General features: G+C 44.3%; 15 protein-coding genes. 13 read left to right on the top strand and 2 right to left on the bottom strand.

From position 1 onward, the window contains the following. Positions 1 to 54: 54 nt before the first annotated feature. Entirely contained in the window at positions 55 to 1,065 is a 1,011-nt protein-coding gene (gene hemH, locus ABXT70_RS07905; RefSeq protein WP_443639949.1) for a ferrochelatase, read from the top strand. A 53-nt stretch (positions 1,066 to 1,118) separates the two neighbouring features. On the opposite strand, the gene ABXT70_RS07900 is transcribed toward hemH, so the two are convergent. Continuing rightward, entirely contained in the window at positions 1,119 to 1,727 is a 609-nt protein-coding gene (locus ABXT70_RS07900) for a riboflavin synthase subunit alpha (RefSeq protein WP_443639948.1), read from the bottom strand. 93 nt (positions 1,728 to 1,820) lie between these two features. Here ABXT70_RS07900 and ABXT70_RS07895 point away from each other — a divergent pair, with 93 nt between their 5' ends. The 7 genes from ABXT70_RS07895 (at position 1,821) to ABXT70_RS07865 (ending at position 8,539) form a co-directional block, all read left to right on the top strand. Next, complete coding sequence (locus ABXT70_RS07895) at positions 1,821 to 2,771, top strand: tRNA dihydrouridine synthase (protein WP_443639947.1); 951 nt, start codon at positions 1,821 to 1,823, stop codon at positions 2,769 to 2,771. Positions 2,772 to 2,877: 106 nt separating this feature from the next. After that, positions 2,878 to 3,891 carry a quinone-dependent dihydroorotate dehydrogenase gene (locus ABXT70_RS07890; RefSeq protein WP_443639946.1) on the top strand — a complete coding sequence of 338 codons (1,014 nt, stop codon included), beginning with the start codon at positions 2,878 to 2,880 and terminating at the stop codon, positions 3,889 to 3,891. 41 nt (positions 3,892 to 3,932) lie between these two features. After that, positions 3,933 to 4,139 carry a DUF2970 domain-containing protein gene (locus ABXT70_RS07885; RefSeq protein WP_443639945.1) on the top strand — a complete coding sequence of 69 codons (207 nt, stop codon included), beginning with the start codon at positions 3,933 to 3,935 and terminating at the stop codon, positions 4,137 to 4,139. 144 nt (positions 4,140 to 4,283) lie between these two features. Further along, positions 4,284 to 5,411 carry a cytochrome c oxidase subunit II gene (coxB, locus tag ABXT70_RS07880; protein ID WP_443639944.1) on the top strand — a complete coding sequence of 376 codons (1,128 nt, stop codon included), beginning with the start codon at positions 4,284 to 4,286 and terminating at the stop codon, positions 5,409 to 5,411. 11 nt (positions 5,412 to 5,422) lie between these two features. Then, the gene (gene ctaD / locus ABXT70_RS07875; protein ID WP_443639943.1) at positions 5,423 to 7,006 is read left to right on the top strand and encodes a cytochrome c oxidase subunit I; all 1,584 of its coding nucleotides are present in this window, start codon (positions 5,423 to 5,425) and stop codon (positions 7,004 to 7,006) included. Positions 7,007 to 7,024: 18 nt separating this feature from the next. Continuing rightward, positions 7,025 to 7,582: a cytochrome c oxidase assembly protein gene (locus ABXT70_RS07870; protein ID WP_443639942.1), complete on the top strand. Its 558-nt coding sequence runs from the start codon at positions 7,025 to 7,027 to the stop codon at positions 7,580 to 7,582. A gap of 69 nt (positions 7,583 to 7,651) precedes the next feature. Then, positions 7,652 to 8,539: a cytochrome c oxidase subunit 3 gene (locus ABXT70_RS07865; RefSeq protein ID WP_443639941.1), complete on the top strand. Its 888-nt coding sequence runs from the start codon at positions 7,652 to 7,654 to the stop codon at positions 8,537 to 8,539. Between the two features lie 69 nt (positions 8,540 to 8,608). Here ABXT70_RS07865 and ABXT70_RS07860 read toward each other — a convergent pair whose 3' ends face one another. Next, positions 8,609 to 8,824 carry a twin transmembrane helix small protein gene (locus tag ABXT70_RS07860; RefSeq protein WP_443639940.1) on the bottom strand — a complete coding sequence of 72 codons (216 nt, stop codon included), beginning with the start codon at positions 8,822 to 8,824 and terminating at the stop codon, positions 8,609 to 8,611. A gap of 44 nt (positions 8,825 to 8,868) precedes the next feature. Between ABXT70_RS07860 and ABXT70_RS07855 the strand changes: the two genes are divergently transcribed. The 5 genes from ABXT70_RS07855 to rlmKL all read left to right on the top strand — a co-directional run bounded on the left by ABXT70_RS07855 (position 8,869) and on the right by rlmKL (position 14,638). Next, positions 8,869 to 9,603, top strand: coding sequence for an SURF1 family protein (locus ABXT70_RS07855; protein WP_443639939.1), 735 nt, complete (start codon positions 8,869 to 8,871; stop codon positions 9,601 to 9,603). Continuing rightward, positions 9,603 to 10,157, top strand: a complete 555-nt coding sequence (locus ABXT70_RS07850) for a hypothetical protein (RefSeq protein ID WP_443639938.1) — start codon at positions 9,603 to 9,605, stop codon at positions 10,155 to 10,157. The genes ABXT70_RS07855 and ABXT70_RS07850 overlap by 1 nt, the downstream gene beginning before the upstream one ends. 8 nt (positions 10,158 to 10,165) lie before the next feature. Further along, complete coding sequence (locus ABXT70_RS07845; protein ID WP_443639937.1) at positions 10,166 to 11,212, top strand: COX15/CtaA family protein; 1,047 nt, start codon at positions 10,166 to 10,168, stop codon at positions 11,210 to 11,212. Further along, positions 11,202 to 12,095, top strand: coding sequence for a heme o synthase (gene cyoE / locus ABXT70_RS07840; protein WP_443639936.1), 894 nt, complete (start codon positions 11,202 to 11,204; stop codon positions 12,093 to 12,095). Before ABXT70_RS07845 ends, cyoE begins: the two co-directional genes overlap by 11 nt. 266 nt (positions 12,096 to 12,361) lie before the next feature. Next, complete coding sequence (rlmKL, locus tag ABXT70_RS07835; protein WP_443639935.1) at positions 12,362 to 14,638, top strand: bifunctional 23S rRNA (guanine(2069)-N(7))-methyltransferase RlmK/23S rRNA (guanine(2445)-N(2))-methyltransferase RlmL; 2,277 nt, start codon at positions 12,362 to 12,364, stop codon at positions 14,636 to 14,638. Position 14,639 lies beyond the last annotated feature (1 nt).

Raw genomic sequence — 14,639 nt, 5'->3', positions numbered from 1 at the left:
CATGTCTTAAAAAACATGGCCTATATATCCTTGGGAGAACGCAGGAGAGTATGAATGAAATTTGTAGGTGAAAAAGACTATGAACACGGTATGGAAGCTAAAGTAGGCGTACTAATAACAAACTTAGGAACACCTGACGCTCCAACTAAAAAAGCACTACGTCCGTATCTTAAAGAGTTTTTAAGCGACCCTAGGGTTATCGAAACTCCAAAGCTGATTTGGCAAATCATTTTAAACGGGATTATTCTCAATACTCGGCCAGCAAAAAGTGCCAAATCATATAAAACCGTATGGACAGACAATGGCAGCCCGCTTTATGACATTGCTAAGAAACAACAGGCAGAGCTTGCTAGAGCATTACCTAACCTAGTAGTCGGGCTAGCAATGCGTTATGGCAATCCAAGTATCGAAAGCCAACTTATTAACATGCGTGACCAAGGTGTACGTAAGATCTTAATTTTTCCGATGTATCCACAATACTGTGCTGCGACTACGGCAAGTACATTTGACAAGGTAGCAGAAGTGCTAGCAAAGTGGCGTTGGATTCCTGAAGTGCGATTTATTAACGAATATTATCAAGATGAGCTTTACGTTAAAGCCCTAGCAAACAGCATTAAGGCATTTCGTAAAGAGCACGGTAAGCCTGACTTAACATTGTTTAGCTATCACGGAATTCCTAAAGCGTACCTTGATAAAGGTGATCCGTATCATTGTTTCTGTCGTGCAACTACGCGCCTTGTAAAGGAGCATATGCAATTAAAAGAGGAAGACGTTATGACTACATTCCAGAGTCGTTTCGGTCCTGCTGAATGGTTGCAGCCCTACACAGACGAAGTGCTCAAAGGGTTACCTGGTAAAGGTGTTAAAAATGTTCATATTATTGCTCCAGCGTTTAGTGCGGATTGCCTAGAAACAATTGAAGAAATTGGTGAGGAGAATAGAGGCTATTTCATGGAGAATGGTGGTGAGAATTATAACTATATCCCATGTTTAAATGATAGTGAAGATCATATTAAACTCTTCACTAAACTCATTAAACAGCATACACAGGGATGGGATTATTGACCTATGCAGGCGTATATCATCGCCTTAGGGGGTGTGTCTTAGCCATAGTAATGCTAGCTTTGGGAGGCTAGTACGCGCTCCACGGTTGCAACAATAGTCTGTGTTTGGTGATCAATTTCCATATTCACCTGAGTGCCTATGCTGGCTTTGCCAAAACCTGTGGCACGTAATGTTTCTGGGATAAGGAACACGCAAAATTCAGACTCGGTGACCGCGCCTACAGTCAGGCTGCAACCATCAAGGCCGATAAAACCTTGGGGCAATACATGTTTTTTGTGGGCATGGGGTAAGGCAAACCAAATGCTTGTATTGTCGCCTTGGTATTCGATTCGGCTAATGGTCACTGCCACAGAAACATGCCCAGAAATGATATGGCCACCTATTTCATCACCATATTTTAATGAACGTTCTACGTTGACCCAATCGCCTTGTTGCAGCAGCCCTAAGTTGGTCAGCTTTAGAGTTTGGCCGATGACGTCAAAACTAAAATGGTTGCTATTTTGGGTGGTCACCGTTAGACAGGCACCATTGATAGCAATACTGGCACCAATGTCTACATTGAGACTAATGGCATTGGGAAGAGTAATAACAAAGCTGCGTTGGTTTTTACCTTCAGCAATGGATTTAATTTGGCCTTGGCCTTGGACGATACCAGTGAACATGATTTACCTGATAGTAACTAGAACGGCAATTAGAAAAGCTATAGCCCGCTATATTAGCCGAGCGAGAAGCGGCTGTGAAGTAGAGTTTAAGTTGTGAGCCGCATCATTTTGGCGCCTATGGAAGGTTTGGCCGACGATATTTTGCGTGATTGCCTCACTCGTATAGGGGGTATTGATCTATGTGTCACGGAATTTATTCGAGTAACTACTCAACTATTACCACCGAAAGTATTTAAGCGTTTGTGCCCAGAGCTCGCTAACGGCTGTAAAACACCTGCGGGTATACCCGTACGTATTCAATTGCTTGGTAGTGACCCTGCAGCGCTTGCCGCCAATGCTGTGCGGGCCTTAGAGCTGGGTTCTCCTGGTATAGATTTAAATTTTGGTTGCCCAGCAAAAACTGTTAATCGCAGCCAGGGTGGGGCGATATTGTTGCAAGAGCCTCAAAGGGTTGCCCATATTGTAGCTACGGTAAGGCAAGCGATTGGTGATGACGCTTGGTTAAGTGCCAAAATGCGTTTGGGATTTGCCACTAAAGACTTAGCTATAGAAAATGCGAAGGGAATTGAAGGTGCTGGCGCTAATGAGCTTACTGTTCATGCAAGAACCAAGGTAGAGGGCTACCGTCCGCCTGCCCATTGGCAGTGGATAGAAAAAATCCGTCGGCAGGTGTCTATTCCTGTCATTGCCAACGGTGAAGTGTGGACTCCAGAGGACTACACGACATGTCAACAGGTGAGCGGCTGTGATGATGTCATGATTGGCCGTGGGTTGGTATGGAAGCCAGATTTGGCGTTACAAATTTGTCATCTGCAAATAGGCCACCCGGCACAAGAATGGGATTGGAGTGCGTTAGTGCCTACTGTGCTCTATTTTATCGATTTGGTAGCGGCGCAAGTTGAAGTCAGGTTTCAACATGCACGCATAAAGCAATGGCTTAAGTTGTTGGGCCGTATTTACCCTCAAGCAGACGCTTGTTTTGAACAAGGAAAGCGCCTAAAAACGCTCAATGAGTTGCGCTCCTTGGTTACCCATAGCCGATGACGCCTAGTCGTTCATATGCATTTTTCTTATGTATGAAAATGTATCCTTTTGATGGCATACGGTATACTACTTATTGAATATGTATTTGTTGTTAAATTTATGAGGTGTGTCTTTGTATTCTGTTGTTCGTAGCATATTGTTCCAATTGTCGGCAGAAACTGCCCATGAGTTAACACTAGAAAGTCTGGCGGCAGGAGCGCGGTTAGGCTTGTTACCGGCGTTAGCCCCCAAAGTGCCTAATTTACCAGTGACTGTGATGGGTATCGAGTTTCCAAACCCCGTAGGGCTTGCCGCAGGTTTGGACAAAAATGGCAGCGCTATCGATGGCCTTGCTGCATTGGGTTTTGGTTTTTTGGAGGTGGGCACTACCACCCCAAAACCTCAAGCAGGAAGCCCCAAGCCTCGTCTATTTAGACTGCCTAAAGCTAACGCTATGATTAATCGTATGGGCTTTAATAACAAGGGTGTAGATCATTTAGTTGAAAACGTTAAAAAAGCTAAATTCAAGGGCGTACTAGGTATCAATATTGGGAAAAATTTCGATACGCCCATATCAGATGCCGCACTTGACTATGTCATTTGTATGCAAAAAGTCTATGCTCATGCGACCTATATAACTGTTAATATTTCTTCCCCAAATACCCAAGGTTTGCGCGATTTACAGTATGGTGAGTCGTTAAGACAGTTGCTAGCAGCTCTAAAGAGAGAGCAGGCATTGCTAACAAAGATTCATGGCCGATATGTACCCCTAGCTGTAAAAGTTTCGCCAGACATGGATGACGAGCAGCTACAGGACTTAGCCCGTTGTGTATTAGAACAAGAAATGGATGCAGTGATTGCCACTAATACTACCTTAAGCCGAGATGGTGTGGCTGATCTTGAATTTGCTAATGAAGCGGGTGGTTTGAGTGGTGCGCCAGTAAAAGAGAAATCAACGCAAACTATCGCTGATTTGTTCGCTATTCTAGGTGAACAAGTACCTATTATTGGCGTGGGTGGCATTGCTAGTGGCGATGATGCTGTAGAAAAGCTCGCTGCAGGCGCAAAGTTAGTGCAGGTATACAGCGGTTTAATCTATCAAGGTCCCGGTTTGGTTAAACAATGTGTGAACGCCTGCTGAAGTGTTATTAAATGTTAAAGCCAAAACCTAAAGAGAGAGCTATGAGCGAACAAAAATCAATCCTCCGCACGCTGTTAAGCTACGGTCAAAGCGTGCTTGCGGGTTTAGTAGGCATACAATCAAATCAGAAACGTGAAGAAGACCTTAATGAAGGTGGTTTAGAGCGGATGATCTATGTAGGCCTAGGTACCCTGGTAGTATTCGTAATCATTGTGGTTACTGCGGTCAATAGTGTCCTTCCCAGTTGATAACACGGGCAAATATTCAATATAATACCAAAATAATACTTGCTAAATACCCCCTTAATTGACGATAATCACCGCGGCTCAAATTAAGTCTTGTTTGGGCACTAATTAATATCCACGATCTAAAAGATCAATTGGAGGGTAGGTATGTTTTCTAGAGCTTGGCAACGCCTGAGTTCTGTAGTCTTGGGTTTGGTATCAGCTCCCGCCGCAATGGCAGATTGGGAACTGAACATGCCTCGAGGCATCACAGAAGTAAGTCAATCTATTTACGAACTACACATGCTTATTTTTTGGATTTGCGTATGGATTGGTGTCGTCGTTTTTGGCGTCATGTTTTACTCCATTTTCAAGCATCGAAAGTCCAAAGGTGCTGTTGCTTCTCAGTTTCACGAAAGCCTTGGTTTAGAATTATTATGGACTGCTGTGCCAACGGTCATCCTGATAGCTATGGCTGTGCCAGCTACAACTGTGTTGATACAAATGTATGACACTACAAATTCTGCCGTGGATATTAAGATTACCGGTCATCAATGGAAGTGGCAGTATGACTACCTTGGCGAAGATGTGGGCTTCTTTAGTAACCTATCCACTACAACAGACGAAATTTATAACCGTACTGAAAAAGGTGAAAACTACCTGCTTGAAGTTGATAAGCATGTTGTCGTACCTACGGGCCAAAAGCTACGCTTCCTCATTACCTCTAACGATGTGATTCATGCCTGGTGGGTACCAGAGATCGCAGTTAAAAAAGATGCGATTCCAGGTTACATCAACGAATCTTGGGCGTTGATCCCAGAAGGTCAGGAAGGTCTATATAGAGGTCAGTGTGCCGAACTTTGTGGTGTGCAACACGGTTTTATGCCCATTGTGCTAGAAGCAGTGACCGCAGACGAGTATCAAGCATGGTTGGACGATCAACGTGCCGGTAAAATCGCAGAAGCCGCCGCTGCACTAGGTGACTTTAGCTATGACGAACTCATGGTTGAGGGTGCTGAAGTATACGCTCGCAGTTGTGCGGGTTGTCATGGTACTGAAGGTCAGGGTATGGGTAGTGTGTTCCCAGCATTGGCGGGTAGCCCAATTGCTATTAACGATATGGCTGGTCACATCGATATTGTACTCAATGGTAAGGCTGGTACGGCTATGCAGTCATTTAGTGCTCAGCTTAGTGACGTTGAGATCGCCGCTGTTATTACCTATGAGCGAAATGCTTGGGGTAACGATACGGGCGAAACAGTGACTCCACAAATGATAATTGACGCGAAAAAATAGAAGGCTAAATTATGACAACTGCGACTGCTAGTCACGATGATCATGGCCATCACGGCCCTGCGAAGGGCATCATGCGATGGGTATTAACAACTAACCACAAAGACATCGGTACCTTGTACCTTTGGTTTGCCTTCACCATGCTTCTTACTGGTGGTGTTATGGCGCTTATTGTTCGCACTGAATTATTTCAGCCGGGTATGCAGCTTATAGAACCTGAGTTCTATAACCAAATGACTACCATGCACGGTTTAATTATGGTGTTCGGTGCTATTATGCCAGCCTTCGTTGGCCTTGCTAACTGGATGGTTCCACTCATGATTGGGGCGCCAGATATGGCTTTGCCACGCATGAATAACTGGAGCTTTTGGATATTGCCGTTTGCTTTTGGCATGCTGCTGTTCACGTTATTCACTGAAGCGGGTGCGCCAAACTTTGGTTGGACTTTTTATGCACCCCTGTCTACTACATACGCACCCAGTAGTGTGACCTACTTCATCTTTGGTGTGCACATGATGGGCATTTCCTCCATCATGGGAGCCATCAACATTATTGTTACTATCTTAAACCTTCGGGCGCCAGGCATGACTTTGATGAAAATGCCACTATTTGTGTGGACTTGGTTCATTACGGCTTATTTGCTCGTTGCGGTAATGCCTGTTTTGGCAGGCGTAGTAACCATGATGTTGATGGATATTCACTTTGGTACTAGCTTCTTTGATGCAGCTGGTGGTGGTGATCCTGTGTTGTTCCAGCACGTATTTTGGTTCTTCGGACACCCAGAAGTGTATATTATGATTTTGCCAGCCTTTGGTATTGTGTCGCAAATCATTCCTACCTTTGCTCGTAAGCCGCTGTTTGGTTACGCTTCAATGGTATATGCCACTTCGTCCATAGCCTTCTTGTCATTTATTGTATGGGCTCACCACATGTTTACTGTGGGTATGCCGCTGCAGACTGAACTCTTCTTTATGTACGCTACCATGTTGATAGCTATACCCACGGGAGTGAAAGTTTTTAACTGGGTGTCGACCATGTTTAGAGGCTCTATGACCTTCGAAACTCCCATGTTATTTGCCTTGGCCTTTGTGGTGCTATTTACCATTGGCGGTTTCTCCGGTTTAATGCTTGCTATTGCTCCTGCAGACTTCCAGTACCATGACACCTATTTCGTAGTGGCTCACTTCCACTATGTGCTAGTACCGGGTGCACTGTTTGGTATTATTGCAGGTGTTTATTACTGGCTACCTAAATGGACAGGCAATTACTACAATGAGAAGTTGGGTAAATTCCATTTTTGGATGTCCTTCATCGGCGTTAACGTGACCTTCTTCCCGATGCATTTTGTTGGTTTAGCAGGCATGCCGCGTCGTATCCCTGATTACGCGCTGCAGTTTGCGGACTTTAATGCAATTGCTACTGTTGGTGCCTTCATCTTTGGTTTCTCTCAGCTTATTTTCTTGTTCATATTGATCAAGACTATCCGCGGTGGCGAAAAAGCTACAGATCAAGTGTGGGAAGGTGCAGAAGGCTTGGAGTGGACTATTCCGTCACCAGCCCCCTATCACACTTTTGCTGAGGCACCTCACGTTAAGTAAGGTTAAATTTAAAGCTATATGAAATCTGATTCATCAAAGCCAGATAACCAATCTGGCATTAAGCCGAAAAACACGGCATTAAAGTTAGTACTAGCCGCTGTAGCTATGTTTGGTTTTGGTTTTGCTTTAGTACCTTTGTATGACGTATTTTGTGAGATTACCGGTATCAACGGCAAAACCGCAGGTCCGGTGGAAAGAGTTGAGCAGTGGGTTGATACAAGTCGCACTATAACGGTGCAGTTTATAACAACTAATAACGCGGGTATGCCCTGGGAATTTGAAGCTTTGCAAGAAGAAGTGGAAATGCATCCAGGCGCATGGACTCAGGTAGAGTTTTGGGCGCTAAACCCAACCACAGAAGACATGGTAGGGCAGGCGGTGCCAAGTGTATCTCCATCTGAGGTAGCCCAATACGTGCAAAAGACAGAATGTTTCTGTTTTGATCAGCAGAAGTTAAAGGCTGGGGAAGGGCGTAAGATGCCGCTCATTTTCTCCTTAGACCCAGAACTTCCGGCTCATGTTCGTAAGGTGACTATGTCTTATACGTTATTTGATGCAGGCGCTTTTGCTGAATAGCAACAGTGTATATATAATTTAAGTCGTATAATACGGCCCGATAACAAGTCTTCGACGAAGGAGCGATACATGACAACATCCAGTTATTACGTACCAGAGAGTAGTTACTTTCCAATTGTGGCAAGCTTTGGCCTCATAGGCATGGCTGCCGGTGCGGGTGGTATGATTAACCACATGAGTTCTGGTGGGGTAGGTTATGCCTTTCCTCATTTAGTCTTTTTAGTGGGCACTTTGTTACTAGCCTTCATACTCTTCAATTGGTTTAGTAAAGTAATCATAGAAAGTAGGGCTGGCATGTACAGCCCACAAATGGACATGTCTTACCGGTGGGGTATGGGTTGGTTCATATTTTCAGAAGTCATGTTCTTTGCTGCTTTCTTTGGTGTATTACTCTATGTACGCCAGTGGGCAGGCCCTTGGTTAGATGGCCAAGGTGATAAAGGGTCCTCACATATGTTGTGGCCTGATTTTGATTACGCTTGGCCTATGTTTAACAACCCAGCAGGTGCAGACCTTCCTGGCCCTAAAGCTGTGATCGACCCTTGGCATATTCCATTATTGAATACAGTGTTGTTGATGTCTTCTAGCGTAACCTTAACCATTGCTCATCATGCTCTTAGGGCAATGCACCGTGGTAAGACCATTTTTTGGTTAGCTGTTACGGTTATTTTAGGTGCCATCTTCGTCTATTATCAGGTGTTGGAGTACATTGAAGCCTATACTGAATTAGGCCTTACGTTAGACTCAGGCATTTATGGTTCTACCTTCTTTATGTTGACAGGCTTTCACGGTGTGCACGTAACCATTGGTGCGTTTATTCTGTTCATTATGTGGATCCGTATCTGCAAAGGACACTTTACACCAGATCAGCATTTTGGGTTTGAAGCCGCTGCTTGGTATTGGCACTTCGTAGATATGGTCTGGGTAGGCTTGTTCTTATTCGTCTATATCTTATAAGCTTTATTGTAATACCCATAAAGGCAGCTTAATGGCTGCCTTTTCTGTTTTTAGTGATGGTTTTTAGAATTAATGAATAGCAGCCCATGGCGAGCTAGTCACAAGTTGACCGCTCCAAAATCCGTAGGTAACTAGTAAAATCAGCAGTATAATTAAGGAAATACGGTACGTTAATGACGTTAATAACCGGGTTGATTTTGTACCGTCCTTCATTAAGAAAAAGAATCCACTTGCTAGGCTAATTAGGGCTAAGAGTAACACTATGACGATGACGATTTTGAACATATAAAGGGTCTCATTAAATACGTTAATTAGGTGTAGCTAAAATAATGATTAAACGAATGCAGCACTATTGGGCAATCTCGGTGTTCACGCTTTTCTTTTTGCCATTAACTATTAGCTTAGGATTTTGGCAACTAGATAGAGCCGATCAAAAGCAACAGCTGCAGGCAAGTTTGGCTTCCTTAGAGCAACCTATTACGCTTGCTCAAGGACAAGAGCTCCAGTTAGGTGCCCTAGAGAACTTCCAAAGAGTGACACTGAATAGTCGCTTTATCAAGCCCTTTATTTGGTTAAAAGATAATCAAGTTGTAAACGGTAAAGTGGGTTATGACGCCGTTGGCCTGATTGGGTTAGGCACTGATTTATTGCTTGTTAATCGTGGCTGGTTTGCGTCATATGGCCAAAGAAATCCCTTGCCTGCCACTGACTGGGTTGATGGTGAGGTGTCTCTGACAGGGCGCCTGGTTATGGTTCAAGCTAATCCTTACCAACTAGGCACAGATGTTTATACTGACCAATATCCGCAGCTCGTGCAGGCCATTTTGCCGCCTGAATTAGCTGTTCATTTAAAAGCTTCGTTACAAGGCACACTGTTGCCCTGGGTGCTTATGCTTGATCAACCAGGTGATGCAACCTTAACGCCACATTGGCGGGCTAGCACTATGACTGATGCAAAACATTTGGCTTATGCGTGGCAATGGTTTGGCCTTGCCTTAACCCTTATCATTTTATATATTTATCGCGTATTTTATTCACCCTTAGATGCTAAAAAGGTAGATTAATGAGTACTAAAAAGACTAACCGTTTGACCTTGTACGCTGTGTTTTGTGTTACTGCTGTGCCATTAGCTATCGCTATGGTGATGTACTTCAATCTATGGGGAGTGCCAGATGGGCGCACCAATTTTGGCCAGTTACTGCTACCACCTAATCAACTCAAACAAACTCAATTAGTTAACGAAAAAGCTGTACCTTGGTCTCAGGAAGATGCAGATAAGCGATGGCTGGTAATTTATTTAACGCCCCAAGAGTGTGATAAGGCGTGCAAAGAGGCGACCTATTTACTGCGTCAAATTAATGTTGCTCTGGGCAAAGAGGCGCACCGTGTTACGCGCTTTCTAGTGAATCAAAAGGGTGCATATAACGAGCAGTTAAAAAAAGACTATCCTGCGCTGATTCAGCTCACGAGCCAAGCAACAGAATTTTTTGCAATGGGTGAAGGTATTTATCTGGTCGATCCTTTAGGTAATATCATGATGTATTACGCTAAAGATTTTGTGGGCAAACAATTGTTAAAAGACCTTAAGAAATTACTCAAAAACTCAAATATAGGGTAACAAAGATTATGGATACTAGTACTGCTGCACCCAAGTGGAGTTTGTTGCTAACTTATATGTGCCTTGCTATTGTGGCCTGTGTCATCGTTTTAGGGTCTTGGACACGCTTGGCTGATGCTGGCTTAGGCTGTCCTGATTGGCCTGGCTGTTATGGCTCTCTTGTTGTGCCCCAAACCGCCCTAGAAATTGCTAACGCTGAAGCCTTATACCCAGAAGCTCCAGTAGAGATACAAAAAGGGTGGTTAGAGATGATCCACCGCTACTTTGCAACCATGCTAGGTTTTGTTATTTTGGTGTTAGCCGTCGGATCTTGGTCGCAACGAAGACGTTTGAATTATCCTTTTGTTTTGACCCAAGGTTTATTAGCTATGGTCATTCTGCAAGGTACTTTTGGTGCATGGACAGTGACCTGGAAGTTGTGGCCGCAAGTGGTTACATCGCACTTGATGGGTGGCTTTATTACTGCTAGCTTGCTTGCCGTTTTATTGATAAAACTGCATCGCATGGGGCAGCAGGTTAAATTGCTAGCGCTGACCAACTTAAGCCCAAGCAGGTTGCGTCTTTGGGCAATTGTGACTTTAATTTTAATTGCTAGCCAAGTTTTTCTTGGTGGCTGGATGAGTTCCAATTATGCTGCCTTAGCCTGTACTGATTTGCCAACTTGTAATGGTTCTTGGTGGCCCACAATGGACTTTTCGGAAGGTTTTAATGTAACTCAGTCCATTGGTCCAAATTATTTGGGTGGTTTGATGAATAGCGAAGCCCGTCAGGCTATTCATGTACTACATCGATATGGTGCGCTTATTTTAGGCCTATTTTTGCTTTTTATGAGCTATCGTCTTATCGCGCAAGAGGATCGTCGTTTACGTAAGTTTGGTTTAGGTTTTTTAGTGTTGTTTACAGTGCAGTTTTGTTTAGGCGTAGCTAATATTTATTACTTCCTACCCTTGCCAGTTGCTGTTGCACATAACTTTGGTGGCGCATCCTTGTTTGCACTTACTTTTAGTCTTATTTATATAGTTTTTTCAGACCGAGGTCGCCTCAATGAGCTTTGAAGCCACAGCAACGCCAGGTACTATTAACTGGCGTGATTATTATGAGATGTGTAAACCCAATGTGGTCTTACTCATGTTGCTGACGTCCTTAGTAGGCATGTTCATGGCAACTCCTGGTATGGTGCCATGGCCAGTATTAATTTGGGGTAACTTGGGTATCGCCATGACGGCTGGTTCTTCAGCCGCCATTAATCATGTCATTGATCGCCGCATTGACGGTCAAATGGGCCGTACCCATAACCGACCAGTAGCGAAGGGCAAAGTAAAACCAATCCATGCGCTTTTTTTTGCGGCTGTAATGGCAGTTATCGGCCTTGCTATATTGTATATATTGGTTAATCCGATGACCGCATGGCTAACCTTAGCGTCTTCAATCGGCTATGCCTTTATTTACACTGGCTACCTAAAGCGTGCCACGCCCCAGAACATTGTCATTGGCGGTCTTGCAGGGGCCATGCCGCCACTCTTGGGTTGGGTTGCAGTGACTGGGACTGTCGACCCCAATGCGCTGCTTTTAGTACTCATTATATATGCCTGGACGCCGCCTCATTTTTGGGCCTTGGCTATCCACAAGCGTGATGAATACGCTAAGGTTGAGATTCCGATGCTGCCTGTGACCCATGGTTTAGAGTTCACTGGCTTACAAATTCTCTTGTATACCGTGTTGATGATTATTTCTACCATGCTGCCTTATATTGTGGGTATGAGTGGATTTATCTACTTAGTAGGTGTGACCTTATTGAATATTCGGTTCCTATATTGGGCCCTGTGTTTGTATCGAGGAGCCTATGACAAGGCGGCCATGAAGACGTTTTGGTATTCTATTATTTACCTTATGCTATTGTTCGTGTTGTTGTTGGTAGATCACTATTTTCCTATCTAGTTGTGGCTGAATATAGGTCTCCCCTAAAACCCTCATTCATGTCATTTTTTATTGGCATTACTCAGATAGGTTGGAACTATGGTGTTAGCGTGTTTAACACTCAACTGTTGCTAATGGAAAAATCTTGAGCACTGTGGTAATGCATTTTCTGCATTGACACGGTGCACTTACCAAGTCCCTCCTTAATTTCTGCTGGAACCATTTTCCCCTCTGCATTGTCAATGGTGCTATACTGCGCGCCCTTTTGATTGCTGCAGTATTTACCTATGACCTACGCCTTTTTTGCCACCTGTCCCAAAGCCATGGAACCTATACTGGCAGATGAACTTGGCCCTTTGGGGGCGGAAGACATTAAGCTAACCCAAGGTGGTGTTTATTTTAATGGAGACTTAAAGGTAGGCTACAGCGCATGTTTGTGGAGCCGGTTGGCTAACCGCGTGCTACTGCTATTACACAGTGAAGCCGTTGATAGTGTTGACGAACTCTATGACGCCGTAAGTAAAGTTGAGTGGACTGAGCATTTTGACAGCGATCAAACCTTTTTAGTGGACTATGCTGGCCGTATGCGTGGCATCGACAACACTCACTTTGGTGCTCTTAAAGTAAAGGACGCCATAGTTGATCAATTTCGCAGTAAAGGTGAAATACGTCCCAACATAGCTAAACAAGAGCCTGATGTGCGGATCAACGTATTCATCACTAAAGGCCGTGTACGTATTAGCTTAGATTTGTCTGGTGAGAGCTTACATAAGCGTGGGTATCGTCGTGAAGGTGGTATGGCGCCGCTAAAAGAAAACCTAGCTGCAGCTCTTTTGATTCGTGCAGGCTGGCCGGCGATGGCTGCGGCTGGTAAGCCACTACTGGACCCTATGTGTGGTTCTGGCACCTTTTTAATTGAAGCGGCAATGATGGCGTCTGATACTGCGCCAGGCTTATTACGTTGGCGTTTTGGTTTGCAAATGTGGAAGCAGCACAATGTAGACTTGTGGCGTGAAGTTTGGGACGCTGCTGAGTTACGCAGAGAAGCGGGTGAAGCTGCTGCCACCAGCGAAATCCATGGTTACGATGGTCAACCAAAAGCAGTGTCTAAATGCCGTGAAAACTTAAAACAAGCAGGCATGACCGACCGCATCCGTGTGAGTCACAGAGAGCTCAAAGACCTAAAGCCACTAACACACAACGCTGAACAACAAACGGGTTTGGTGATTACTAATCCTCCATATGGGGAGCGATTAAGTGAAGTAGCAGACATCCAGTATTTGTATCAACATTTGGGAGAGCGTCTGAGCCAAGACTTTATTGGCTGGGAATTAGGCGTGTTTACCGGCAATACTGAATTAGGTAAGGCGGTGGGTTTACGTTCCCACAAGCAGTATTCTTTTTATAATGGTGCCATTAAAAGCCAGCTGTTAATGTACACTCTAGAAACCACTAACCGCTTCGCAGATCGACGCCAAGCCAGTGGTGAAATTCCATTACAAGCCCTCAGTGAAGGTGCCCAAATGTTTGCAAACCGCGTTGCGAAGAATCGCAAGCAGTTAAGCAAATGGGTAAAGCAGGAAAGCATTGAGTGTTACCGTTTATATGATGCTGATATGCCAGAGTATGCTGTAGCGATCGACATTTATGGTGATTGGCTGCATGTGCAGGAATATGCAGCGCCTAAGACTGTTGATGCCGAAAAAGCTCAGCGCCGTTTAGAAGAAGTGATGCTGGCATTGCCGCAAGCTATGCAAATTCCAGAGGAACGCATTGTATTAAAGCAGCGCCGCCAGCAAACGGGCAAGGATCAGTATCAAACCCATGATGAAAAAGGTGAATACATTCAGGTTCAAGAGGGTGGTTGTAAACTGCTAGTGAACCTTAACGATTATTTAGACACTGGATTGTTCTTAGATCACCGACCTGTCCGTCAAAAAATTCAATATCTAGCTCATGGTAAACGCTTCTTAAACCTATTTTGTTATACCGGCACCGCGACCATGCATGCGGTACACGGTGGGGCACATAAGTCATTGAGTGTAGACATGTCGGCTACCTATTTGTCTTGGGGTAAAAAGAACCTTGCTTTGAATGGTTTTAGCGACCAGGTACACCGTTTTGAACAGCACGACTGCATGGAATTCATCAAGAGCCACAAGGGTGAATATGACCTGATCTTCCTTGATCCTCCTACTTTTTCTAATTCTAAGAAGATGGTAGGTGTGTTAGATGTACAGCGTGACCATGCGTGGATGATTCATAAAGTAATGGACTTGTTAACAGAAGATGGCTTGTTAATATTCTCTACTAACTATCGCCGTTTTGAATTAGACGAAAAGGTACTGCAACACAATCATGTAGTTGACATCAGTGACGAGACCTTAGATAAAGACTTTAATCGCAATAAGAAGATTCATCGCTGTTGGGAAATCCGTAAGTACAAGCCTGAAGTGGCCATCACTTCAGAGTTTTATGACGCAGACTATGCAGAATCTAAACCTGTATCTAAACCTACAACCAAGGATCAGGCAGACTTTAATCCTTGGTTGAAAAAAGACTAAT

Source organism: Candidatus Njordibacter sp. Uisw_039 (assembly GCF_047730075.1).
Taxonomy (GTDB): Bacteria; Pseudomonadota; Gammaproteobacteria; order Pseudomonadales; family Balneatricaceae; genus Njordibacter.
Note: the sequence above shows the minus strand (reverse complement) of the source record. Positions and strands in the feature narration are given on the sequence as shown.

Excerpts from the sequence above, each read along its gene's own strand:
- coxB (WP_443639944.1), top strand. The coding sequence starts at position 4,284 with ATGTTTTCTAGAGCTTGGCAACGCCTGAGTTCTGTAGTCTTGGGTTTG.
- ABXT70_RS07845 (WP_443639937.1), top strand. The coding sequence starts at position 10,166 with ATGGATACTAGTACTGCTGCACCCAAGTGGAGTTTGTTGCTAACTTAT.
- cyoE (WP_443639936.1), top strand. The coding sequence starts at position 11,202 with ATGAGCTTTGAAGCCACAGCAACGCCAGGTACTATTAACTGGCGTGAT.
- ABXT70_RS07865 (WP_443639941.1), top strand. The coding sequence starts at position 7,652 with ATGACAACATCCAGTTATTACGTACCAGAGAGTAGTTACTTTCCAATT.
- ABXT70_RS07850 (WP_443639938.1), top strand. The coding sequence starts at position 9,603 with ATGAGTACTAAAAAGACTAACCGTTTGACCTTGTACGCTGTGTTTTGT.
- ctaD (WP_443639943.1), top strand. The coding sequence starts at position 5,423 with ATGACAACTGCGACTGCTAGTCACGATGATCATGGCCATCACGGCCCT.
- rlmKL (WP_443639935.1), top strand. The coding sequence starts at position 12,362 with ATGACCTACGCCTTTTTTGCCACCTGTCCCAAAGCCATGGAACCTATA.
- ABXT70_RS07855 (WP_443639939.1), top strand. The coding sequence starts at position 8,869 with ATGATTAAACGAATGCAGCACTATTGGGCAATCTCGGTGTTCACGCTT.
- ABXT70_RS07860 (WP_443639940.1), bottom strand. The coding sequence starts at position 8,824 with ATGTTCAAAATCGTCATCGTCATAGTGTTACTCTTAGCCCTAATTAGC.
- ABXT70_RS07900 (WP_443639948.1), bottom strand. The coding sequence starts at position 1,727 with ATGTTCACTGGTATCGTCCAAGGCCAAGGCCAAATTAAATCCATTGCT.
- ABXT70_RS07870 (WP_443639942.1), top strand. The coding sequence starts at position 7,025 with ATGAAATCTGATTCATCAAAGCCAGATAACCAATCTGGCATTAAGCCG.
- ABXT70_RS07885 (WP_443639945.1), top strand. The coding sequence starts at position 3,933 with ATGAGCGAACAAAAATCAATCCTCCGCACGCTGTTAAGCTACGGTCAA.
- hemH (WP_443639949.1), top strand. The coding sequence starts at position 55 with ATGAAATTTGTAGGTGAAAAAGACTATGAACACGGTATGGAAGCTAAA.